Raw genomic sequence first — 23,472 nt, 5'->3', positions numbered from 1 at the left:
ACTCTAAGAAATGTTTTATAAATCATATAATTACAGTTAAAACATCTCTTAGGGCTTTAAACCATGTCCAAGTTTATTAAAGGAAATACTATGTTTAATATCATTCGCCAAGAATTCCAATATGGCAATCAACAAGTTGTTCTAGAGACGGGCCGTGTTGCTCGTCAGGCTAATAGTGTACTCGTTCACATGGGTGACGTGTCGGTATTGGTGGCGGTTGTTGTTCGTCCAGAAGCAGTTGCAGGTCAGAACTTCTTCCCATTGACTGTCAACTACCAAGAAAAAATGTACGCATCAGGTAAAATCCCTGGTGGCTATGGCAAGCGTGAAGGTCGTGCGTCAGAGTTTGAGACGCTAACCAGTCGTCTGATTGACCGTCCGATCCGTCCGCTATTCCCAGAAGGCTATGTGAACGAAATTCAAGTAACTGCGACCGTTATCTCATCAGGTAAGACCCAAGATGCAGACATCGCAGCGATGATTGGTACTTCTGCAGCACTTGCCATCTCTCCTGCACCATTCAACGGCCCAATCGGTGCAGCTCGTGTCGGCTTCATCAATGGCGAATACGTACTAAACCCAAATCATGCTCAAATGAAAGAAAGCCAGCTTGACCTAGTGGTTGCTGGTACGAAGGCTGCTGTGCTAATGGTTGAATCTGAAGCGGACGAGCTGTCAGAAGATCAAATGCTGGGCGCGGTACTATATGGTCACGGTCAGCAGCAAGTTGTGATTGAAAATATCAACGCGTTTGCGGCTGCGGTTGGTAATGCTAAGGCTGAATTTGCCGCGCCTGCGGTCAATGAAGAGCTAAACGCACGGCTAAAAGACCAATTCACCGCCAAGGTGAGCGAGGCGTACACCATCACTGTTAAGCAAGATCGCTATGCACGTCTAGACGAACTAAAAGATGAAGCATTGGCTCTAGCAGGCGATGAGACAGCAGAAGATTATGCGGATAAAGTTGCTCAGATCAAAGAGCTGTTCGAGACTCTAAAATATCGCACCGTACGTGACAACATCCTATCAGGCAAGCCACGTATCGATGGACGTGATCTAGAGACTGTACGTGCGCTTGACATTCAAGTGGGTGTGTTGCCTTATACGCATGGTTCTGCGCTATTTACTCGTGGTGAGACTCAGGCGCTGGTAACCACCACGCTAGGCACCAGCCGTGACGTGAACTTGGTGGACAGCCTGTCAGGCACTAAGCAAGATCACTTCATGCTACACTACAACTTCCCACACTATTCAGTGGGCGAGACCGGTCGTGAAGGCGGTCCAAAACGCCGTGAAATCGGTCATGGTCGCCTAGCACGTCGTGGTGTTCAAGCCATGTTGCCAGCAGCTGAACGCTTTCCATACACCATCCGTGTGGTATCTGACATCACCGAATCGAACGGCTCATCATCGATGGCATCTGTCTGTGGTGCATCACTATCATTGATGGATGCAGGCGTACCACTAAAAGCACCTGTGGCAGGCATCGCGATGGGTCTCGTTAAAGAGGGCGAGAGATTTGCGGTATTGTCAGACATTCTAGGTGATGAAGATCACCTAGGCGACATGGACTTTAAAGTGGCAGGTTCGGTAAATGGTATCACTGCGCTACAGATGGACATCAAGATTGAAGGCATCACTGCTGACATCATGGAGCAAGCCCTAAAACAAGCGCATGCAGGTCGTATCCACATTCTAAATGCCATGAACGAAGTGATCGCAACTTCTCGCACAGAGATCAATGCACACGCACCGAACTACGCGACCATCGAGATTAACCCAGAGAAGATCCGTGATGTGATTGGCAAAGGTGGTGCAACCATCCGTGCCTTAACTGAAGAGACTGGCGCAACTGTAGATATTGATGATAACGGTGTAATTCGCATCTTTGGCGAATCTAAGGCATCTACCCGTGCCGCCATCGCTAAGATTGAGGCGATCACCGCTGAGGTTGAAGTAGGCACGATCTACACAGGTACGGTTGCTCGTATCGTTGAATTCGGTGCGTTTGTGACCATCCTGCCAGGTACTGATGGTCTGGTGCACATCAGCCAAATCTCTGATGAGCGCGTAGAGAATGTCAGCGACTACCTAAAAGAAGGTCAAACTGTTAAAGTTCAAGTACAAGACATCGACAATCGTGGACGCATCAAGCTAACCATGAAAGGCATTGAGCAATAATAAGCGAATTGAACTTACAAAACCGTCCTTCATAGGGCGGTTTTTAGAAACTGTTGGCCAAAATTATAATATTAGGGTGTGCTAATGACGAATTTTATTAATCAAACCACCATTCTTGCTGACTGTGTTGGACAGACGCCATTGGTGAAGCTGTCTCGGCTTGCCAACGACACAAGCGCAACGCTACTTGCCAAGCTTGAAGGTAATAACCCAGCAGGCTCGGTCAAAGATCGTCCTGCTTTTAACATGATTGACCAAGCCGAAAAACGTGGCGACATCAAGCCTGGCGATACGCTGATCGAGGCGACAAGCGGCAACACCGGCATTGCGCTTGCCATGGTCGCAGCCATGAAAGGCTATAAGATGACCCTTATCATGCCAAAAAATTCCACCCAAGAGCGTAAAGATGCAATGACCGCCTATGGGGCGACATTGATCGAGGTGGAGCAGGGCATGGAGGAGGCGCGTGATTTGGCGTTACAGATGCAGGCTGATGGGCTTGGTATCGTGCTAGATCAGTTCAATAACGACGATAACAAAGAGGCTCATTATCTGACCACAGGTCCTGAGATTTGGGCGCAGACGGACGGCAAGATAACGCATTTTGTCAGTTCGATGGGTACGACAGGCACCATCATGGGCGTATCAAGATACCTAAAGGAACAAAACCCCGACATCCAAGTCATCGGATTACAGCCTGATGAGCATTCAAGCATTGCGGGCATCAGAAGATGGCCGACAGAGTATTTGCCGGGGATTTTTGATGCATCATTGGTCGATACTCTGATGGATGTCAATCAAAAAGACGCTGAGATCTATATGCGTAAACTTGCCAAAGAAGAAGGTGTGTTCTGCGGCGTATCAAGTGGCGGCGCGGCTTGGGCGGCGCATCAGATCGCCAAGAACAACCCTGATGCCATCATCGCATTCATCGTCTGTGACCGTGGTGATCGTTATTTATCAACGGGTCTGTTCGGTGTGATTGATTGAGCCAAACATAGGAGAGTGCATGAATACCGCAAGCCCAATTCTGGTTTTTGATATTGAGACGATTCCTGATGTTGAGACGGGAAGACGTCTGTATCCTGAGCTAAAAGACTTGTCAGAGGATGATGCTTTGACCGCACTCATCGCCTTGCGTCAAGCCGAGGCGGGCAATGACTTTATGCGTTTGCCTTTGCATAAGATTGCTTGTTTGTCATTCTTGTGGGTGGAAAATGGGGAGTTCTCACTGCACTCACTTGCGCTGGATCGATTGACTGAAGCAGACATTCTAAGAAAGTTCTTTCGCGCGTTTGCCAAAAAGCCTGTACTGGTCAGTTGGAATGGCTCGGGGTTTGATGTCCCTGTACTGCTATACCGCGCACTGCATCATAAGATCAGCGCACCTGCTTTGTTTAATTCAGCGAACAAGCCAGATTATTTGTATCGCTATGGTGAGATGCATGTTGATTTGATGGATAAAATGTCTCTGTATAATGGCTACAGCAAGCAAAAGCTCGATACCATCGCTGCTCTGTGCGGCTTTGCAGGCAAAGGTGAGATTGATGGTTCTCAAGTTGTGCCGATGATGCAAAGTGGCGACTGGCAGAAGCTGACCACGTATTGTGAATCGGACGTGCTTAATACTTGGCTCATTTATCTTAGATGGTTGATTTTGACTGGTAAGGCAGATCTTGATGGCTGCGAGATGATGATTGAGCAGACGCATGAGTTCGTCTCAAAAATCAAAAATCCTGATGACACACTGCGCCACGAGCGATTCTTAGATGCTTGGCAATAATAAAAAGACACCCAATGATGATTGGGTGTCTTTTTATTGGATTAAAAAATCTGAGTTTAGATTTAACTACGGCGCACCATCACAAAAGCTAAAAACTTTAAGGAAATGAAGTGGGATTTAGCGTTTATATACGCCAGCCGCAAAAATAAAAGAGTAATTAAAATGACAACCAAACAAGAAATCCTAACTTCTGGTAAACAACCCGGGTTTATTTATCCAAAAGTAAAAGTGATTTTGGCTTACGCTTTTGTTGTCCCTATGATTGGATTTTTGCTGTCTTTCTTGGGTTTGTTGATAATTGTCTTATTAAATCAGCAAAGCATGAATAATTATGGGTTTGCCCTCATCGTGGCATTTTTTATCATTGCTTTTGTTGTCGCCATTATTCCTGCTTTGATGATGGGCGTTTGGATTGCCAAAAGTCAAATTTACATTAGACAAAAAAAGGATTATGTTGGTCTATTTTTAAAAGGATTTTTGTGTTGCGTGGTATTTTTGATGCTTGCCATTTTATTTTTGATTATCAATGATTTGGCAAATGGATTGCCCGCTCATTATATATCAAGCAGACTTTATGACAATTTTATCAAACAATACCCTGCCATGATACTATTTACCATGATTGGCGGAATCTCATCAATGCTTTGTGGTAAGTTATTTTTACCAAAATTTCCCTACTAATTTTTATCATAAAAACTAAAAAATCTAAGAAATGATGTGCGGTTTGGGGCTTATCTACGTCAGCCCCATGCAAAATTTAACTTTATGGCACTGTCAGCGATGATTTTAATCGCGATGATGGTTAGTAGCCAAGGCAGGATGCGCTTGAGCCACGGCATGGGCATGCGGTGGCGCAGCTTGGTACCTACCCATGAGCCGATGATGGCGCCGATGATCATCATCACGATTACCTGCCAATAATCCATAAACACAAAGCCCATCGACACATACATGATGAGCTTAATCAAGTGCACGATGGAGATCATGGCAGAGGCGGTTGAGACGACGACGTGGTTGTTGTTGTATTTTTTGATGAGTAGTGGCATGTGCATGGGACCTGGCGCACCAACAAAAAGACCGATACCTGTCTGCAAAAACCCAATCATGCCAAAGCTCTCAAAGCTCTTTAATAGCTCATTAAATTTATGCGACCATTGGGTGAGCAAAATATAAAAGCCAATCAACAACGGAATCAGGTCAAGCTTGATGAAGCGCACTACAATCCCAAATACCACTGCGCCAATCAACGTACTGATCAGACAGGGCTTGATGTATGTCATGTCCACGTGTCTGCGCCCAAACCACGCGCGACTGGCATTGCTGGCAAACTGGGTCGCGCCATGCACCGGAATGATGGCAACGGTTGGTAGGAACATCGGCATGACCCCCGCCAAAATCATGCCGCCACCAAGGCCTGTGATGCCAGTCATGGTTGAGGTGAGAAAGTTGATAAAAGACAGCAGTAATTCAGACATGATGATTATCTTAAAAACACAAAAGTCATTTTATCATAGCTTGAGTCATCTGATAAGCTTTGTAAGCAGCACAAAAGAACGTCTTTAAAAACATGATATAATACACAATCCACCCACCGATCAGGCAGGCATTCACTCATCATGGCAAGACAACAACGACAAAGGCGCAGACCCGCATCGTCCAACACCGCATCACCAATCACCTTAACCATCAATGGGCTAACCCATGAAGGGCGAGGCGTGGCAGTCTATGATGAGATGCACGGCGACAAACAAGGCAAAAAAATCTTTGTGAATTTTGCGCTGCCTGATGAGATAGTAATGGCAAAGATTACGCATTCTAAGAAGTCATTTGATGAGGCGGATGCCGTTAGCATTATGACAGAAAGTCAGGACAGACAAATGCCTTTTTGTCAGCATTATGGAGTCTGTGGCGGGTGTAGTCTGCAGCACTTACAGGCAGATGCTCAGATTGCTCATAAGCAGTCGGTGCTAGCCAACCACTTGATGCATCACGCCAAAGTTGCCCCCGATGTGTGGCTGCCGCCTTTGGTTGGCGATCGTGCAGCTTATCGTTCCAAGGCTCGTCTTGGTGTGCGGTATCTGCCTCGTGGTAATGAGCTGATTGTGGGATTTCGAGCGCGCTCGAGTAATTTTTTGACAGATGTGGCTGATTGTCCCATTCTAGATGTGCGTATCAATGAGCATTTGCAGGCTTTAAAAGACATCTTAAAACAGCTAACCGCTAAGACAGACATTACGCATCTAGAATTTGCTGTGGGTGATGAGCATTCCCAAGTCGCCATGATTGTCCGCCACATCAAGCCGATGAACCGTGCTGATCAGGCGGCGCTCGTTGAATTTTGTCGATCAGTTGAATGGCAGCTGTACCTACAGCCTAAGGGTGCTGATAGTGTGCACCGCATTGATGCTAAGGATCTGCCGAATACTCAGACCGTTCCGCCTGTCGGTGGTCTGTATTATCATTTGCCTGATTTTGATCTTATCATGGAGTGTTCGCCGCTCGATTTTACGCAGGTGAATCTGTCGGTGAATCGCCAGATGATTAAGCTTGCGTGCGAGCTGCTCGACCTAAAAGAAGGCGAGTGCGTGCTTGATCTGTTCTGTGGATTGGGTAATTTTAGCTTGCCGTTGGCGCGTATGGTGGGTCAATCTGGTCAAGTCATTGGCGTGGAAGGTAGCACTCAGATGGTCAGGCGCGCCGAGATGAATGCTGCTACCAATGGCATTCATCATGCTAAGTTCTACGCTCAAGATTTGACCCAAGATTTCTCAGATGAGCCGTGGGCGCAGGATGTGGATGCGCTGCTCATTGATCCACCACGTGCGGGTGCGTTAGAGGTCATGGCATATCTTAGCAAATTTAACGCCAAGCGCATCGTATATGTCTCATGCGATCCTGCCACGCTTGCGCGTGATACAGCGCTGATCACCGCTCAGGGTTATCGCCTGACCCATGCAGGCGTGATGGACATGTTCTGCCATACGTCGCATGTAGAGAGCATTGTAAGATTTGAAAAGTCATGATGGCACAAAACATGCTAAACTGCTGATGATGTGAGATTTTGATGATGGATGGTCATGAATAGATTTCGTTTTGGCTTAAAAAGCGCGTACGGGCAGCTGATTTTATTGGTGTTTTTGCCGATTGTGGTGCTTGCCTTGGTGGGTGGTTATTTGGTGTTTAGCGAGGTACGCCGTGCCGTACTTTCTGAGCAGGACGTACTTGCGCAGGCGGCACTGCTTCGCTATGAGACTGCTGCCGAGCCATTATTAAGCCAAATTGGTCAGGATGCAGAGTCTCAGCTGGCACTGTTTGATTCTGAGCTTGCCAATAAAGTGCTGACCTACGGCATCCAAAATCGCCAAGATGCAGGCGCGCTCAGCGGTGTGCTAGAGGGTTTCAATTCGATGCGCACTCAACGTGTGCAGCGTCTCGCCATCATTAAAAATGACGGATCAGTTCTGCATGCGATGGGGGTTCAGGCAAGCGCGCCTTGGGGTGATTTTGATGTAAATGCGCCGCACGTACTGCGCTTAGATACTGGCTATGGCACGGCATATGGCAGTCCTTTGACGGTGAACGGCGAGCGTTATTGGCTCATGGTCGAGATGGACAATAAGCTTTTGACCATTACTTATTATCATGTGGTGCTGGCGTTATCGATCACGGGACTGATCACGATTTTATTGTTATTGCTGATTTTAAATATTTATTCTAAGCGCTGGATTGCGCCCATTTATGAGATGCGATTGTATCTGCAACGCTTGGATGCGGATAATCTATCGACGCCTGTGACGGTGCGTGCCGATGGTGAATTTTCACTGCTGCAGCGGGATTTTTTGAGGGCGATTAGAAGGCTTGAAGGCAGCTTTAATGAGCTAAAAAATCACGCCGAAGAGACCGAGCGCGACCTACAACAAGCCTTTGACGAGATGGAAATGCAAAACATCTCCATCCGTAACGCGCGCGATGCCGCCGTCTCAACCAGCCAAGCCAAATCGGCTTTCTTGGCGAACATCAGTCACGAGCTGCGCACCCCATTAAACAGCATTGACGGCTTTATTAATCTGCTCGCCAGAAAAGAAGGCCTGACCAGCGAACAAAACCTATATGTCCAAACCATTAAAAAATCATCCGCGCACCTGCTTGCCTTGGTGAATGACGTGCTTGATTTTTCAAAGATTGAGGCGGGTAAATTGGTGCTTGATCGCCATGAGTTTGATCTGTATGCGACAATCTACGATGTGGTGGACATGCTGTCACCCGCCGGACTTGAAAAGCATCTGCGTCTGGCGGTCCTGTTCTACAACGATGTGCCGACCAATGTGGTGGGCGACAGCCTGCGTGTTAAGCAGATATTGACGAATCTGGTGGGCAATGCGATCAAATTCACCGACACAGGTGGGGTGGTGGTACGCGTTAGCCTATCGGACAGACGTGACGACTATCTACACATCGCAGTGGAGGATACGGGCAAAGGCGTAAGCGAGGCGGATAAGGCTCAGCTATTTAAGAGCTTTAGCCAAGGCGATCTGTCGGTAACGCGTCGCTATGGGGGTACGGGGCTTGGGCTTGTGATCTCTAAGCAGCTGACGGTGATGATGGGTGGCGAGATTGGCTTTTTTGATAATAACAGCGAAAACATCGCTCAGACGGGGGCGACCTTTTGGTTTGAAATGCCGATAGGTCAAGCGCATAATTCGGATGTTGCCATATTACCGCCTGCCATTCGAGCCAATATCTTAGTGTGGATTAACCATGCACCTGCTTTGCAGGTGTTAAAAGCAAGTCTGGCCGGCACAGGCGCACAGATTACCGAGGCGATCGGTTTGGCGGATTTGCTTGAGCAGCTGGATGGCGAGCATGATTTTTGTTGGGTAATTGTCGATAACTTCGGTCAGGATGCGGCTCAAGATGATATCGGTGCGATCCTAAGGCAGATTCGCTTGCGCTATCAAGGACGATTGGCGGCATATGGCTATCAGGTGGGTGTGGATGGCTCACTATTAGAGCGTTATCATGCCAGCGCGCTGTATGAGCCGATGGATAAACGACAGCTTTATGATTTATTGTCAAATCATAAAACTGACAGGCCGACCAGACAACAAAGATTCACAGGCGCGCGCGTGTTGGCGGTTGATGATCATCTGCCGAATCTGCTGGTGCTTGAGGCACTTTTAGGTGAGCTTGGTGTTGAGGTTGTGACGGCGGGTAGTGGATTTGATGCCATCGAGATCATGACCAAAACCGTCACAGGCACGAGTGCGCCGATTGACCTGATTTTTATGGATGTGCAGATGCCTAGAATGTCAGGGCTTGAGGCGAGCATTCAGATTCGCAAGATTGAGCAGGCTCATCTAGCGATGCCTGTGCCGATTATCGCGTTGACTGCACACGGACTGTCTGATGAGAAAGATCGATTGGTCGCATCGGGTCTGAATGATTATGTAGGTAAGCCGATCGGGCACATGCAACTGGTTCAGACGTTAGAGCGTTGGCTGCATCATGGCGATGAAGAGATGCCCGCTGCCCAAGTTCTAACCCAAGAAACCGAGACCATGCAAGCTACCATCAATATTAATGAGTCAATCAAAGACAGCACCGTCATTCCACCCAAATCTCAAGGTGTGCTGGCTGATATTGATTGGCAAGACGCCTTGAATCGCGCGGCGAATAAATCGGACTTGGCAGAAAAACTACTGACAATGATCATCGAGAATGCTGAGAACGAAAAACAAGAACTAGAACGCGCATGGGCGGAGCGAAATCGCAGCGCACTTGCGCAATTGGCGCACCGCATGGTGGGCGCATCGCGCTATACGGGTGTGCCAAGATTGCGCCAGATGGCGGAGATTTTTGAGACGAATTGCCGTGCTGACATTCACGCGGTAAATGCCAGCCATTTCGTCAGCATGCGACCCAGTTATCGCGCGCTCATCGATGCACTTGATAGCTTGGGTGCGATCGACCTTAAGGCTTATCTATCAGGTCAGACGGTGGATGAGACGCGCATGAATTGGAAGATGTAGCTTAGCTGACTTCGGTGTTGACTTTAGATTTATAAGTTAATAGTCATCACTTTGGCCCATAGACGATGACGCCCATCCTGTGACTGATGCAGGGTGGGCGTTTTGTTTTTGGATTAATCAGAGTGAAAATAAATGTCAGAAATTTTGGTAATTTTGCTTATTTTAACCAAAAATCATCGCCGATTATTCGCCAAAACCTGTTATAATGACGCCATTTATTTTTCTATTTTTGTAAAGGTATCGCCATGATCAGCACCATCGCAGGGCATCGTTTTTTGACAGATTTTCAAGCCAAAAAATTGGCAGCTCAGCTAGAGCAAAAAGCAGGGCTAAAGATTAGCGCACTTGACAGTCAGCAGGTTTATGTTTTTGATCAAGCCATCAATGGCACCGACCATACTAAGGCAGTAAACCTACTCAACCAAGGCGAAGAAGTTGCTCTAAAAGGCGCTCAAGCTAGTCAGGTTCAGGTTGTGGTGGCGCCGCGTTTTGGCACGATTAGCCCGTGGGCATCTAAGGCGACCGATATTTTTAATAACTGCGGCGTTCAGGTAAATCGTCTTGAGCGCGTGGTGGTGTTCACATTGACGGGCGATGATCTGCCTGCCAAACTGCCAGCTGCGGCTGAAGCGATTCTACATGATCGCATGACCCAAAGCTTGGTGTATGACTTGGATGATGTGGCGGCGCTGTTCATTGATGGTGAGCCTGCGCACCTTGAGCATGTGGATATCATGGGGCAGGGGCGTGATGCTTTGGTGCGTGCCAATACTGAATTTGGCTTTGCTTTATCAAGCGAAGATATTGATTACTTGGTTGAAAATTTCACCAAACTGGGTCGTAACCCGACTGATGTTGAGCTGATGATGTTCGCTCAAGCCAACTCAGAGCATTGCCGTCACAAGATTTTTAATGCTGAATGGACGATTGACGGCGAAGTACAGCCAAAATCATTGTTCAAAATGATTAAAAATACCCACGAACAAAATTCAGAAGGCATCTTGTCTGCTTATAAGGACAATGCGGCGGTGATGGGAGGCTTTGAGGCGGCGCGTTTTTATCCTACTAAGAATGATGCAGGTAAGGCGCAGTACGGCTTTCATGATGAACAGATTGACATCTTAATGAAAGTGGAGACGCATAATCACCCAACTGCGATCGCACCGTTTGCGGGTGCGGCAACTGGTGCAGGTGGTGAGATTCGTGATGAAGGTGCGACAGGTCGTGGTGGTAAGCCAAAAGCAGGCTTGGCGGGCTTTAGCGTGTCGCATCTACACCTGCCGAACATGTCTGAAAAATGGGAAACTTCTGGCAAAGTATCTGCCAAAGAATATGGCAAGCCTGAGCGTATGGCAAGTGCGCTGGACATCATGATTGATGGTCCTTTGGGTAGTGCTGCTTTTGCCAATGAATTTGGTCGTCCGAATCTAAACGGGTATTTCCGCACTTTCCAATTAGACACATCCGCCGAGCAAGACGGCAGCCAAATGCGCGGCTACCATAAACCGATCATGATCGCAGGCGGTTACGGCAATATCAAGCGTAATTTGGTGCAAAAAAACAGCATCCAAGAAGGTGATCTGTTGATCGTACTTGGTGGTCCTGCCATGCAAATCGGCTTGGGCGGCGGCGCAGCCAGTTCTGTGGACAGCGGTGAGCTGGATGAAGGCTTGGATTTTGCGTCTGTGCAGCGTGATAATGCTGAGATGGAACGCCGCTGCCAAGAAGTCATCGATACCTGCTGGGCGATGGCACAAGACGGCAGTGACAATAATCCCATCATCTCAATCCATGACGTGGGGGCAGGCGGTCTATCAAACGCCATGCCGGAGCTTGTAGATGATCACGAGCTTGGTGCGCACCTAAACCTACGTAAAGTACCATCATTAGAAAAAGGTATGTCGCCCATGGCGATCTGGTCGAACGAAGCCCAAGAGCGTTATGTGCTTGCCATTTCACCGCAAAGTGAGAAGCTTTTTGATGAGATCTGCGCACGTGAGCGTTGCCCTTATGCGGTGCTTGGTGTGGCGACCAATGTCCGCGAGCTAAAAGTGGACGACACGCTGCTGCCAGAACAACCTGTGGATATGCCAATGCAAGTGCTGCTTGGCGGCACACCAAAAATGAAGCGTAGCTTTAGCCGTGAGCCAAATGAGCTACATCCGCTAGACGTCGCTGGTGTGGATCTACGTGAGAGCATCAAAGACGTACTTCGTCATCCAACTGTCGCCAGTAAGTCTTTCCTAATCAGCATCGGCGACCGTTCTATCACAGGTATGGTTACCCAAGATCAGTACGTTGGGCGCTACCAAGTGCCTATGGCGGACTGCGCGGTAACGATGTCAGGACTGATGGCGGATACTGGCGAAGCGATGGCAATGGGTGAGCGTACGCCTGTGGCACTCATCAACCCTAAGGCGTCAGCGCGCTTGGCTGTGGGCGAAGCATTGACCAACATCGCTTCAGCTTGTATTGCTAAGGTATCAGATGTAACGTTATCTGCCAACTGGATGGCGGCGTGTGGCGATGAAAAAGAAGACGCGGCACTATTTGATGCGGTGCATGCCATTGGTGAGGAGCTTTGCCCTGCCTTAGGCATCACCATCCCTGTGGGTAAAGACAGCTTGTCCATGAAAGCCAACTGGCAGGATAATGACGCGGACAAGACCGTCAGCTCACCAATGAGTCTGATCATCACTGCCTTTGCGCCTGTGCAGAATGTCGCCAAGACCATCACGCCAGAGCTTGTTAATGCTGATGCTAAGCTGCTTCGCTTGGATCTATCTCGTGGTAAGCTTCGCTTAGGTGGTTCTATCTTTGCTCAGACACTAAGCCAGCTTGGCAATGACTGCCCTGATGTGGATGATGCTACCGATCTTGCCAATCTTTTTGGCTTTATCCAAGCTGCGAACGAAGCAGAGCTGATCCGTGCTTATCATGATATTGGTGATGGTGGTCTGGTGGCAACTGTAGCAGAGATGCAGTTTGCCAGCCGCTTAAAAGTGAATCTGAACCTGACTGATGACAATCTATTGGGTCAGCTGTTCGCTGAAGAGTTGGGTGCGGTGATTCAGGTGTTGCCAGCGGATGTAGATGCGCTACAAGCCCTTGCCAAAGAGCATGGCGTAGATGGTCTATTGACTGCTGTGGGTGAGACCTTTACCACGCCAGCAGGCGGCGCAGGTCAGGATGTATTGACCATCGCGACTGACAGAAAAAATCTAAGCTTCACCCGTGCCGAACTTCAAAAAGAATGGACGAAAGTCAGCCATGCCATCGCCTCAATGCGTGACAATCCTGAGTGCGCTGATCAAGAGTTTGCCTTGATTGATGACGTGAATCATCATGGCTTGATTGCTCATGCCAACTATGAGTTAGACCTTGCCGTCGAAGCGCCTTATGTGAATAGCCGCACCACGCAACCAAAAGTTGCCATCTTGCGTGAGCAGGGCGTGAATGGTCATCTTGAGATGGGTGCAGGTTTTGTGCGCGCAGGCTTTGACGCTGTTGATGTGCACATGAGCGACTTGATGAGTGGTCGCATTAACCTACGAGACTTTGAGGGTTTGGTGGCGTGCGGTGGCTTTAGTTATGGTGATGTCTTGGGTGCAGGCTCAGGGTGGGCAAATTCAGTCTTGTTCCATGACGAGCTTCGTATGCAGTTCGCCAGATTCTTCCATCGTCCTGAGACCTTTGCCCTAGGTGTGTGTAATGGCTGTCAGATGATGAGTCAATTAAAAGAGCTGATGGTGGGTGCAGAACATTTCCCACGTTTCACCTTTAATAAGTCGGCACGTTTTGAGGCGCGCAGCGTTAACGTGCGTGTGGAGCGCACCAAGTCTGTACTGCTAAAAGGTATGCAAGACAGCATTCTACCGATCGCTGTGGCGCACGGCGAAGGCTATGCGCAGATGAGCGAGCAGTCATTAAATGAACTGACACGCCACGGCCAAATCGCCCTACGCTATGTGGACAGCCAAGGTAATCCGACCGAGCATTATCCGCTCAACCCAAACGGCTCGCCAGAGGGTATCACGGGTGTGTGTAGCACCGATGGTCGTGTGACTTTGATGATGCCACACCCAGAGCGTACATTGCGTGCGGTCAATCACTCATGGAAGCCTGATGAGTGGACCAATGACGGTGCGTGGATGCGTCTGTTCCGTAATGCTCGTGCTTTCTTGCGTTAATTTGTTGAGCTGTAAAAAACGAACATGTCATCATGTTCGTTTTTTTTTTGTTGGTAGGGTGGGTTGAATGGCTGGATTTAAAAATTTGATTGATTTTTAGAGAATGGGTTTTGTATAATTAACCGTTTTGTTGCCCTTTTGTTAATTTGTTAAAAGGGCGGTTCATGATGATGCTTTATTATTAGAATGAGGCGAGGATGCATTGAGTGCATCTTTACGCCATTTCTTGGAGTGATTATGGAAATTGTATTAAATGGCTATTATACGCTGATTTTGGCGACTTTAGTATTGCTATTGGGCAAAGTATTGGTCAAAAAAATTAAGTTTTTATCAGATTTTAACATCCCTGAGCCTGTGGCAGGTGGTTTGGTTGCGGCTGCCATTGTGTATTCGTTGTATGCCTTTTTTGGCTATACTTTTACTTTTCAAAAACAATTGCAAACCGCTTTTATGTTGATGTTCTTCGCGTCTATCGGTCTGTCTGCTGATTTTAGCCGTTTAAGAGCGGGTGGTATGCCTTTGCTGATTCTATCAGTGGTCGTATCGGTGTATATCATCATTCAAAACGCCGTGGGTGTGGGTTCAGCCATGGCGCTGGGTATTGATCCGATGCTGGGCTTGGTGGCAGGCTCTATTTCTTTGACAGGGGGTCATGGTACAGCAGGTGCCTGGGGTGCTGACCTTGAGCAGACCTATGGCGTGGCAGCAGCGACAACTTTGGGTATTGCGTGCGCGACCTATGGTCTGGTGGCAGGCGGCATCATCGGTGGTCCTGTGGCAAGACAGCTAATCTCAAAATTAGGCCTAAAACCTAAAGAGTTGGAGCAAGTGAGTAGCTTATCTGAGGTTAAATCGCTAGATGGCGAACCTAATGAGGCTCTAAAAGACTATGCCGATGAAGAGATTTTTGAAAAATCAGACAGCACTCGCTTGATTACCGCCACATCAGCCATCGAAACTTTGGCGCTGTTCGCGGCGTGTCTTGCTTTTGCTGACATCATGACTGGCGTTGCCAAAGGTACTTGGTATGAGCTGCCTACCTTCGTGTGGGCGCTGTTTGGCGGCGTGGTGATTCGTAATGTGATGACCAGTTTGTTTAATTTCGACATGTTCGACCGCGCGATTGATGTGTTCGGCAATGCTGCTTTGTCATTGTTCCTAGCCATGGCATTGCTGTCATTGAAGCTTTGGGAATTGGCAGGTCTTGGCGGCCCTATCCTGATTATCTTGGTGATTCAGACGATCGTGATGATCTTGTACGCGTACTTTGTAACCTTTAACATCATGGGTCGCGATTATGATTCTGCTGTCTTGGCAGCGGGCCACTGCGGTTTTGGTATGGGTGCAACGCCAACCGCGATTGCCAACATGCAAGCGATTACCGATCGTTACTTGCCATCGCATAAGGCGTTTTTGATTGTGCCGATGGTTGGTGCGTTCTTCGTAGATATTGTTAACGCCATTGTGCTACAAGCATTTATTAAGTTGCCATTTATGTAAAACAAAAAAAACCTCATCAAGTGATGAGGTTTTTTATTTTAAAATTATTTTGCTATTTGTGTAAAAGTTGACTATGCTACAGACATTATTTTATATCAATTGTAAGATTTTGGGGAAAATTATGGACATGATAAAAAAACTGCCCATCGTTGCAGGATTTTGTATGATGGGCGCTGCCGCCAATGCTCAAGACGAGCCAAGTCAAGCAGCTGATCAGGCAGATATAGCCACAGCTCAAGTGATGGATGAGAGCTTGGAAAGTGAGGGCGCACCGCCTGTTGAGCGCAATGCAGCCCAGACAACTTGGCTTGATGAGAAGCGCTATGATGCTAAGGACTATCTGAATAAGACCGCGCACAAGATGGATAAGTGGTTCGGTACAACCGACCCTAACGAGCCTGCGCGCGCATCGCTTCGTGTGATGGTAGATACGCACTGGAATGAATATGATGGTACAACGGTCAAGCCCCGTGTGCGCGGTAAATTAAAGCTGCCGGCGCTTGAAAATCGTCTAAGCCTGGTATTTGGTGACGAAGATTTGGACGTTGAGCGTGATGGCGGTATTCATAATGACTCGCGTGTCGTTAGACATGCTGATCGCCGATTTGACAGACGCGAGGCACGTGAGCAGAACTCATCCTTTGGTCTGCGCTGGTCAAAATTCCAAGAAAAACTAGGCATTGAGACGGATGTTGATCTGGGTGTGCGTTCTGATGACGTGTTCATCAAGATGCGCGCCGAAAAAGAGTGGGAGCTGCCAAAAAATGTCGACGTGCGATTTGAGCAGGTATATCGGTATGGCTCAAAAAGCGAACACTATACGCTATCTACCCTAGAATTTAGTCAGCCGCAATCTGCCTTGCGCACGCTCATCAATCGAACCCAACTAAACTACACCAGTCAAGACACCGAAGATCTAAATTGGGGCAATAGCTTTTATCAGCAGCACTATTGGAGGGGTAAACACGGACGTCGTGAGTTTAGCTATGGCATCTATACAGGTGGCGACATCGAAGACAAAAAAGCCAATCTAAACATCTATGGCCCTTATGTCAGCTATCGTCAGCCTGTATGGCGCGAATGGCTATTCTTACAGGGTGATGTCAGTTATTACAACAACAAAGCCGAGAATCGTGATCATCATGTTGCCGCCTTTGGGCGTGTGGAAATGGTCTTTTAGTTGTGAAAACACCAAAAAACGGATCAAGTGCGATCCGTTTTTTTATGTCACAGCCCTAACATCTTCATGATGATGCTATAATGATCCTCAAACATCTGCTTGCCATCAAGCTTATGCAACGGTAACCAAAATGCACGACTGGCGTCATCGCCTCCTTTGACATCGGGCAGGGCATCGCCTGTAAGCTCAGCATAAAACACGTTCGTGATGGTGCGACCGCGCGGTGAGCGATCTGGCGCGTCGAAGATCTCTTGGAATTTGATCTGGTCTTGATGGACGATCAGGCCGGTCTCTTCTTGTAACTCGCGCAGAGCACAATTTAGCCATTTTTCATCTTTATCCAAGAATCCGCCCGGCAATGCCCACAATCCATGACCGTATTCGCCGCCACGTTCGATCAGTAATACATGACCTGCCTGTACCACAAGCGCATCAGCAGTGCAGAATATTGGTGGATAAGGCGCGTCTTTCCACTTGGCCTTAAAGGCTTGAATGTGTTGATATTCTTGCTTTAGCCTCATATAGTCAGGCGCGCTGATGAATGATTGTAGGAAATTTTGCGAAGCATTAGGCATCCGCTCATCGATGATGCCTTGTTCAAAATACGCCTTACGCAGCGGGGTGGCAGACAGATTCTCAAAACTTGGCAGCTCGATCGCTGACCAATTGGGGAACAATGACAAATAATAAGAGCTGTCGTCCTTGGTGTGTCCGATGATGCCAATGCGACCTTGTCCTTGGGTCTGATGGTGTAGGGTGCTTTGGATGTTGTAGAGCCACTGATGGTCGTTGTAAAGCGTGTCATCGACGGGTAGGCAATGAATGCGAGCTGCTTTGGTGTCATCAAATGCACTCACAATCATCTGCTTGCGCTCATCGAAGCTAAATGGATTCTTGATGGTGCGTGGGCTGTTGGCCGAGCCGATGAGCATGATGACATTTCTGGCACGTTGTAGTGCTTCGGTGACGACGAATTTATGCCCGTCATGAAATGGCTGAAAACGCCCAATAAATACCAAATAATCAAATTCGTACGTCATAATTATCCTTAAAAAAATTAAAAAAGTTTTGTTAATCGGCTTGATAAAATGGTGCTATGTTACCATATAAAGAGCAAATAAACCGACTAATTTAGTCAAGATTTATGACTTTCTAATATTTTATAATAACTTAATCAAAAAGAGCCAGCCATGAGTGACACAGATAACGCCCCATTGACCAGCAACATCATCATCACACCCAACGCCCAAGCCTACCTTGCTGACTTATTAGCCAAGCAAGAGGTTGAAGGTATTGGCGTGCGTATATTTGTGGAATACCCAGGTACGCCGCGCGCTGAATGCTGCATGAGCTACTGCCAGCCTGATGAGATCGATGAGGCAGATTTGCAGATTCCTTTTGAAGCGTTTACCGCACACATCGATGCGCCGAGCATTCCTTATCTGCATGATGCGGTGATTGATTATAATAAAGATCGCTTCGGTGGTCAGCTGACTTTCCGCGCGCCTAATTCAAAGGTGCCTCAAGTGGGTGCAGATGCCAGCGTTGAAGAGCGCATCAATTATGTCCTACAATCTGAGATCAACCCGAATCTTGCCAGCCATGGCGGCATGGTTGAGCTTATAGATCTGGTCGAAGATGAAGCAGGACTGACCGCGGTACTAAAATTCGGCGGCGGCTGCCAAGGTTGTAGTGCGGTCGATGTGACGCTGCGTCAAGGTGTTGAAGTGCAGTTAAAGCAACAAATTCCAGAGCTCATGCACGTGATTGATGAGACCGACCATTCTCAAACTCAAAACGCATATTATAAATAATTCATGTGTGATAGAAGAATAAAAAAGACCTGAATAATATCAGGTCTTTTTTATGTTCGTGCATTAATCCAGTATATCCGCCTTAATGGCTTGATAATCTGATACACTTAAGCGCGGACCGAACTGAGTTACGATACGACCTGCCACAGCCGCTGCCAGTGCGCCGCATTCAGACAGGGTATGACCTTGAGTGTGCGCGTATAGGAATGCGCCAGCGTAGTTGTCGCCTGCGCCATTCGTGTCCAGCACATTATCGATGACGGCTGATGGTACGCTGATGATGTCGTCGCCTTGCTTGATGAGCGCAGGCTTGTCGCTGTTGGTGACCACGACCAAGGTCGCAAATTCACCAAGTGCGCGCACTGCTGATTCATGGTCATCAGCGCCAGTATAGAGCATGGCTTCTTCGAGGTTGCAGAATATCGCATCCACGCCGCCTGATAGCATGGCATCTAGACCTTCTTTGGCGAATTTTACCACCGCAGGGTCAGCAAAGCTCACCGCGACTTTAACACCTTCTTCTTTTGCCTTAGTGTGCAGGGTGCTGATGCCTTGGGCGATGGTTGGTGACATGGCAAGATAACCTTCTAGGTATAGCCATTTTGCACCTGCCAGAGTATGAAAATTGATGTTGTTGCCATTAATTAGGCTGCTCGTGCCCAGATGGGTTTGCATGGTACGTTCGCCATCTGGGGTGACCAGAACGGCGCATGAGCCTGTCGTTCCATCTGGATCAATGGCGACATCTGCGTCGGTCGTGACGCCTGACTCTTCTAGGTCTGATAAATAAAAATCGCCCATGTCATCGCCGCCCACGCGACAGTTGTAGAACGCACGACCACCCAATGACGCGAAAGCCACCATACTGTTGGCTGCCGAACCACCGCCAGCTTGCTTGGCAGGGTTTACGCCTTGGTCTTTTAGGGTGTCAAATAACGCGCGCTGACCTTCTTCTTCGGCCAGCGTCATGTTACCACGAGTCAGACCTGTGGCGGTCAATGTGTCGTCGCTCACCTTAAATTCGGTGTCCACTAGGGCGTTGCCAATGGCGATGATATCAAACATAAAAATCCTATCAATTAAAATATAAAGCAGTAAACATAAAAACACAGCCAAGATAACCTTGGCTGCATTCTAAAATAAATCATTCGACGGCTAATTGTACCACAAGTAAGTCAGCATCCACATCAGGTAGGATGCTGTCTGCGGTCGCACCTGCTAGCCATGCTGATAGGCCTGTGCGCTTATGCCGGCCGATGACTACGAGGTCGATGGCATTGTTTTGGCAGTAATCAACGATGCCTTTACGTCCTGAGATGGCGGTTTTGATTTTGACATTGTGCGCTTGTAAGCTGTTGCGCGCCAAGACTTCCGCCAGTCGAGTACGCGCTTCTTGGCAGCGTTCATTGTCAATCTGCTCATGCAGGGCAGAAGCTGGAATCAGCTCATAACCAAAACCCAACATGGTCTCTTCAACAATGTGTAGTACCGACAGCTGAGCAGCAGGTGACGCATCCAAAATCCATTTTGCCTTCGCTGCGACCAAATCTGTGTCATCTCGTAGATCAGTAACCAATAAAACGTGTTGATACATCGCATTCTCCTTGTGATGGGCGACATGCCCTTTTGATTTAGTATAACAAAATTCCCACCCATCGTCAGCTAAATTTTTGACAAATTTTGGCAGTATTGGCGCGGTGTTTGGGTGTGATTTTGAGTGCGTTCAATGAGTATTTTGAAATGGATTAAATTGCCTTTGGGTGATCGTTATGCTGATCGCTAATTACTTAATTCGGTTTTGTTGTTTTAAATTTGGCAGGCTTATTATTAACATAATGGCACTGTAGTTTTTGTTGATAATCAACCCATTTTATTGGAAATTGCCATGACAAATTTAACCATCACTCCAATCAAACCAACCATCGGCGCCGTCATTGTTGGTGTGGATCTAAACAATCTAACAGAAGAGATATTGGCCAAGATTAAGCAGGCGCTGCTTGATCATCAAGTGATTTTCTTTCGTGATCAGGATTTGCAGACTGAAGCTCAAGTAAAGCTCGCCAGATCATTTGGTAGTCTACATATCCATCCTGTCTTCCCAACTGTGCCGAACATCCCTGAGGTCATCGTGCTAGACAGCCATGCAACCGACCTGCGTGATAACGAGCTTTGGCATACCGATGTAACCTTTAGTAAGACGCCACCCTTGGGCTGTGTACTTCGTGCGGTCAAAATCCCATCATCAGGGGGCGATACTCTATGGGCAAGCGGTACGGCAGCTTTCGAGGCACTTGATGATGACATCAAGCAAAAAATCCAAGGCTTGACCGCCATTCATGACATTCGTCTGTCATTCCCAGAAGAGCGCTTCGGCGGGGTGAGCGATGAAGAAAAGGCGCGTCTAGAAGAAATCTACCGTAAAAACCCATCTGTGCCGCATCCTGTGGTGCGTACGCACCCTGATACGGGTAAGCCGATTTTGTTCGTTAGTGAAGGATTTACCTCGCATATTGAGGGATTTTCTGAGGATGAAAGTAGGGCGCTGCTTGATTTTTTGACAGAGTATGCTGTCAAAGAAGAGTTTCATCTGCGTTGGCAGTGGCGTGAGGGCGATGTGGCAATTTGGGACAATCGTTGCACGCAGCATAAGGCGATGTTCGATTATGGCGACGCACACCGCATCATGCATCGAGCGACGGTAAATGGCGATGAGCCTTATTATAAAAGTTATACAAGCAGTGCTGCGTGATGAACTTTGGGGGTCGGTCAGTAGCTACTCTGCCGACCATCATGATCAAAGCCATCTATTAAGGACGAACAATGAGCGAATCTAGTCAGTTAAAACAAGGATTTAAAGTCAGCTGGGTCTATGCCATGGCAGTGGGCTCAGCGGTGGGTTGGGGCGCATTTGTGCTGCCCTATGAATGGCTGTCTTCATCGGGACTGCTGGCGGTGGTGACAGGTTTTATTATCGGTACGCTATTGATCGGCGTCATCGCGGTGAATTATGGCTATGCCACCAAGTCTTTGCCGGTGACGGGCGGTGGGATTGCCTTTGCGCTGGCGACGTTTGGGCGGACGCATGGATTCATCGCTGGGTGGGCGCTGATGTTGGGTTATACAGGCATCATCTCGCTGAATGCTTCAGCAGTCACGCTGGTGCTTCGCCTAATCATCCCTGAGGTCATGATGCAGGGTGCTTTGTATGAGATATCAGGCTGGACGATTTATGCGCCTGAAGTGGCGGTATCGTCGTTGTGTTTGATTGGTTTTGCTTATTTGAATGCTAAGAATACCGCCATTTCAGGTCGCGTGCAGTTTTTGGCGGTGGTGCTCATGCTAATTGCGGTGGCGACGGTGTTGGTCGGTACAGGCTTTCATTTTGCCTCACAAGATTCATCATTGCCATTATCTCCGCCGGCACGGGTTGGATTTTGGTCGGCGGTGAGTGCGATCGTTGCGTTTGCGCCTTGGGCGTACTTGGGGTTTGATGGAATTCCACAGTTGGCAGGCGAGTTTCGATTCTCCGCCAGTAAGATCATGAAGTTGCTCATCGCAAGCATCATCAGCGCAAGCTTTTTGTACATTATGGTCATTACGGCAGCGGCATTCGCTTTTGGGGATAACATGGCGGCATTTGGCAGCAGCTCATGGGAGACGGGTGCGGCGATCTCATTGGTGATGGGCAAGTCTGGACTTGCGCTCATGGTGTTGGCGGTGAGCATGGGCGTATTGACGGGCTTGAACGGCTTTTATGTGGCGGCGAGCCGTGTCGTACTGACGCTAAGCCGTAGCCAGATGTTACCGCCGGTATTTGGCAGGCTAAATCCTAAGCACGGTACGCCATCGACAGCATTCTATGCCATCATGGTATTGTGCTTGATCAGTCCTTGGTTTGGGCGCGCGGCGCTGTTGTGGATTGTGGACATGACGAGCGTGGGCATTGCGATTACGTTTTTTTATACCTGTGCTTGCGCTTATAAATTGGGCCGTGATGGGTCGGTGTTCGGCATTCATACCCAATCGCCAAGCCAAATCCAGCGGGTATTTGGATTGTTGGGTATGCTAATTTCGGTGGGTTTTTTGTTGCTTTTATTGCTGCCTGATTCGGTGGGCGCACTTAGCACGCCATCGCGTTACGCCCTTGCGGTTTGGGTGGTTTTAGGGGTGGCTTTTTATGCCATGCGCCGCGATCATTTGCAGCATAAAACTGATACAGAACTTAGACAAATCCTATTTGCCAAAGTCAGTTGATTTTGCTAAATTTTGGATATGATTAAAAAACAGACAAGCTCATTTGGCAAATTATGATGAATGGGTCACCCAAAAGTCTTTTGATTGATATTTTTAATACAAAAAATCGATTTATCAAACCAACTGATTTGTCAATTTTAAGTTGATTTGCCAATTTTAAGTTATAAGACAAACATGATCTAATAGGAGAACCTTATGAAACGTATTTTATCTGCGCTAGTGCTATCTACCGCAGCAGCACTATTCGCTGCGCCTGCCATGGCAGACGATGACGCACGCATCTATGGGCAAAATAAAGACCAATACATCGGCCAAGCTAAAGCAGGCGAGATCGCCAAAGCACATGTCAAAGGCGTGAGCGTGAAGAAAGTCGAATTTGATCACGACAATCTTCTTGGTGCGCATTTTGATGTAGAAGTGTTGGCTGATCGCGACGTTGAATATGACGTGTCTGTCGATGCCAGAACTGGTAAAGTTCTAAAAAGCGAAGTTGAAGATTAATAGCGCCTTCAATCTTTAATAAATAGACATCCTGCAAAAC

17 protein-coding genes are annotated in these 23,472 nt (G+C 47.9%); 13 read left to right on the top strand and 4 right to left on the bottom strand.

The window, feature by feature from the left end:
• Nucleotides 1-90 precede the first annotated feature (90 nt).
• The 4 genes from pnp to AAX10_RS08895 all read left to right on the top strand — a co-directional run bounded on the left by pnp (nt 91) and on the right by AAX10_RS08895 (nt 4,645).
• The gene (pnp, locus tag AAX10_RS08910) at nt 91-2,181 is read left to right on the top strand and encodes a polyribonucleotide nucleotidyltransferase (RefSeq protein ID WP_046700406.1); all 2,091 of its coding nucleotides are present in this window, start codon (nt 91-93) and stop codon (nt 2,179-2,181) included.
• Nucleotides 2,182-2,265: 84 nt separating this feature from the next.
• Nucleotides 2,266-3,171, top strand: coding sequence for a cysteine synthase CysM (gene cysM / locus AAX10_RS08905; protein ID WP_046698710.1), 906 nt, complete (start codon nt 2,266-2,268; stop codon nt 3,169-3,171).
• A 19-nt stretch (nt 3,172-3,190) separates the two neighbouring features.
• A complete protein-coding gene (locus tag AAX10_RS08900) occupies nt 3,191-3,964 on the top strand; it encodes a 3'-5' exonuclease (RefSeq protein WP_046700405.1) in 774 nt (257 codons plus the stop codon).
• A gap of 105 nt (nt 3,965-4,069) precedes the next feature.
• On the top strand, nt 4,070-4,645 hold the full coding sequence (locus AAX10_RS08895; protein ID WP_149038887.1) for a hypothetical protein: 576 nt from the start codon (nt 4,070-4,072) through the stop codon (nt 4,643-4,645).
• Between the two features lie 59 nt (nt 4,646-4,704).
• On the opposite strand, the gene AAX10_RS08890 is transcribed toward AAX10_RS08895, so the two are convergent.
• Nucleotides 4,705-5,439, bottom strand: coding sequence for a sulfite exporter TauE/SafE family protein (locus AAX10_RS08890; RefSeq protein WP_046700403.1), 735 nt, complete (start codon nt 5,437-5,439; stop codon nt 4,705-4,707).
• Nucleotides 5,440-5,580: 141 nt separating this feature from the next.
• On the opposite strand from AAX10_RS08890, the gene rlmD reads away from it, so the two are divergent.
• The 5 genes from rlmD to AAX10_RS08865 all read left to right on the top strand — a co-directional run bounded on the left by rlmD (nt 5,581) and on the right by AAX10_RS08865 (nt 16,863).
• A complete protein-coding gene (gene rlmD, locus AAX10_RS08885; RefSeq protein WP_046700402.1) occupies nt 5,581-6,987 on the top strand; it encodes a 23S rRNA (uracil(1939)-C(5))-methyltransferase RlmD in 1,407 nt (468 codons plus the stop codon).
• A 48-nt stretch (nt 6,988-7,035) separates the two neighbouring features.
• On the top strand, nt 7,036-9,993 hold the full coding sequence (locus AAX10_RS08880) for a hybrid sensor histidine kinase/response regulator (protein ID WP_046700401.1): 2,958 nt from the start codon (nt 7,036-7,038) through the stop codon (nt 9,991-9,993).
• A 245-nt stretch (nt 9,994-10,238) separates the two neighbouring features.
• Complete coding sequence (gene purL, locus AAX10_RS08875) at nt 10,239-14,183, top strand: phosphoribosylformylglycinamidine synthase (RefSeq protein ID WP_046700400.1); 3,945 nt, start codon at nt 10,239-10,241, stop codon at nt 14,181-14,183.
• A gap of 237 nt (nt 14,184-14,420) precedes the next feature.
• Nucleotides 14,421-15,683, top strand: a complete 1,263-nt coding sequence (gene gltS, locus AAX10_RS08870; protein ID WP_046700399.1) for a sodium/glutamate symporter — start codon at nt 14,421-14,423, stop codon at nt 15,681-15,683.
• Between the two features lie 121 nt (nt 15,684-15,804).
• On the top strand, nt 15,805-16,863 hold the full coding sequence (locus AAX10_RS08865) for a hypothetical protein (protein ID WP_080947145.1): 1,059 nt from the start codon (nt 15,805-15,807) through the stop codon (nt 16,861-16,863).
• 47 nt (nt 16,864-16,910) lie between these two features.
• Here AAX10_RS08865 and AAX10_RS08860 read toward each other — a convergent pair whose 3' ends face one another.
• Nucleotides 16,911-17,903 (bottom strand): bifunctional nicotinamide-nucleotide adenylyltransferase/Nudix hydroxylase, encoded by a 993-nt coding sequence (locus tag AAX10_RS08860; protein ID WP_046700398.1) that lies wholly within the window; start codon nt 17,901-17,903, stop codon nt 16,911-16,913.
• 150 nt (nt 17,904-18,053) lie between these two features.
• Here AAX10_RS08860 and nfuA point away from each other — a divergent pair, with 150 nt between their 5' ends.
• On the top strand, nt 18,054-18,677 hold the full coding sequence (gene nfuA, locus AAX10_RS08855) for a Fe-S biogenesis protein NfuA (RefSeq protein ID WP_036367229.1): 624 nt from the start codon (nt 18,054-18,056) through the stop codon (nt 18,675-18,677).
• Nucleotides 18,678-18,740: 63 nt separating this feature from the next.
• Here the strand turns inward: nfuA and AAX10_RS08850 are convergent, their stop codons facing one another.
• Both AAX10_RS08850 and AAX10_RS08845 read right to left on the bottom strand, forming a co-directional pair.
• Nucleotides 18,741-19,742 (bottom strand): adenosine kinase, encoded by a 1,002-nt coding sequence (locus AAX10_RS08850; RefSeq protein ID WP_046700397.1) that lies wholly within the window; start codon nt 19,740-19,742, stop codon nt 18,741-18,743.
• Nucleotides 19,743-19,821: 79 nt separating this feature from the next.
• Nucleotides 19,822-20,271 (bottom strand): universal stress protein, encoded by a 450-nt coding sequence (locus AAX10_RS08845; protein ID WP_036367234.1) that lies wholly within the window; start codon nt 20,269-20,271, stop codon nt 19,822-19,824.
• A gap of 279 nt (nt 20,272-20,550) precedes the next feature.
• Here AAX10_RS08845 and tauD point away from each other — a divergent pair, with 279 nt between their 5' ends.
• The 3 genes from tauD (at nt 20,551) to AAX10_RS08830 (ending at nt 23,432) form a co-directional block, all read left to right on the top strand.
• Nucleotides 20,551-21,426: a taurine dioxygenase gene (tauD, locus tag AAX10_RS08840; protein ID WP_149038885.1), complete on the top strand. Its 876-nt coding sequence runs from the start codon at nt 20,551-20,553 to the stop codon at nt 21,424-21,426.
• A gap of 71 nt (nt 21,427-21,497) precedes the next feature.
• A complete protein-coding gene (locus AAX10_RS08835; RefSeq protein WP_046700395.1) occupies nt 21,498-22,931 on the top strand; it encodes an APC family permease in 1,434 nt (477 codons plus the stop codon).
• A 195-nt stretch (nt 22,932-23,126) separates the two neighbouring features.
• Nucleotides 23,127-23,432, top strand: coding sequence for a PepSY domain-containing protein (locus AAX10_RS08830; protein WP_046700394.1), 306 nt, complete (start codon nt 23,127-23,129; stop codon nt 23,430-23,432).
• The last annotated feature ends 40 nt before the right edge of the window (nt 23,433-23,472 follow it).

The organism is Moraxella bovoculi (assembly GCF_000988745.2).
In the GTDB taxonomy this organism is placed as follows: domain Bacteria; phylum Pseudomonadota; class Gammaproteobacteria; order Pseudomonadales; family Moraxellaceae; genus Moraxella; species Moraxella bovoculi.
This window is presented reverse-complemented; position numbering and strand designations above follow the sequence as displayed.

What these genes read in the sequence shown, in the direction of transcription:
- pnp (WP_046700406.1), top strand. Translation starts at nt 91, where the DNA reads ATGTTTAATATCATTCGCCAAGAATTCCAATATGGCAATCAACAAGTT.
- cysM (WP_046698710.1), top strand. Translation starts at nt 2,266, where the DNA reads ATGACGAATTTTATTAATCAAACCACCATTCTTGCTGACTGTGTTGGA.
- AAX10_RS08900 (WP_046700405.1), top strand. Translation starts at nt 3,191, where the DNA reads ATGAATACCGCAAGCCCAATTCTGGTTTTTGATATTGAGACGATTCCT.
- AAX10_RS08895 (WP_149038887.1), top strand. Translation starts at nt 4,070, where the DNA reads ATGAAGTGGGATTTAGCGTTTATATACGCCAGCCGCAAAAATAAAAGA.
- AAX10_RS08890 (WP_046700403.1), bottom strand. Translation starts at nt 5,439, where the DNA reads ATGTCTGAATTACTGCTGTCTTTTATCAACTTTCTCACCTCAACCATG.
- rlmD (WP_046700402.1), top strand. Translation starts at nt 5,581, where the DNA reads ATGGCAAGACAACAACGACAAAGGCGCAGACCCGCATCGTCCAACACC.
- AAX10_RS08880 (WP_046700401.1), top strand. Translation starts at nt 7,036, where the DNA reads ATGGTCATGAATAGATTTCGTTTTGGCTTAAAAAGCGCGTACGGGCAG.
- purL (WP_046700400.1), top strand. Translation starts at nt 10,239, where the DNA reads ATGATCAGCACCATCGCAGGGCATCGTTTTTTGACAGATTTTCAAGCC.
- gltS (WP_046700399.1), top strand. Translation starts at nt 14,421, where the DNA reads ATGGAAATTGTATTAAATGGCTATTATACGCTGATTTTGGCGACTTTA.
- AAX10_RS08865 (WP_080947145.1), top strand. Translation starts at nt 15,805, where the DNA reads ATGGACATGATAAAAAAACTGCCCATCGTTGCAGGATTTTGTATGATG.
- AAX10_RS08860 (WP_046700398.1), bottom strand. Translation starts at nt 17,903, where the DNA reads ATGACGTACGAATTTGATTATTTGGTATTTATTGGGCGTTTTCAGCCA.
- nfuA (WP_036367229.1), top strand. Translation starts at nt 18,054, where the DNA reads ATGAGTGACACAGATAACGCCCCATTGACCAGCAACATCATCATCACA.
- AAX10_RS08850 (WP_046700397.1), bottom strand. Translation starts at nt 19,742, where the DNA reads ATGTTTGATATCATCGCCATTGGCAACGCCCTAGTGGACACCGAATTT.
- AAX10_RS08845 (WP_036367234.1), bottom strand. Translation starts at nt 20,271, where the DNA reads ATGTATCAACACGTTTTATTGGTTACTGATCTACGAGATGACACAGAT.
- AAX10_RS08835 (WP_046700395.1), top strand. Translation starts at nt 21,498, where the DNA reads ATGAGCGAATCTAGTCAGTTAAAACAAGGATTTAAAGTCAGCTGGGTC.
- AAX10_RS08830 (WP_046700394.1), top strand. Translation starts at nt 23,127, where the DNA reads ATGAAACGTATTTTATCTGCGCTAGTGCTATCTACCGCAGCAGCACTA.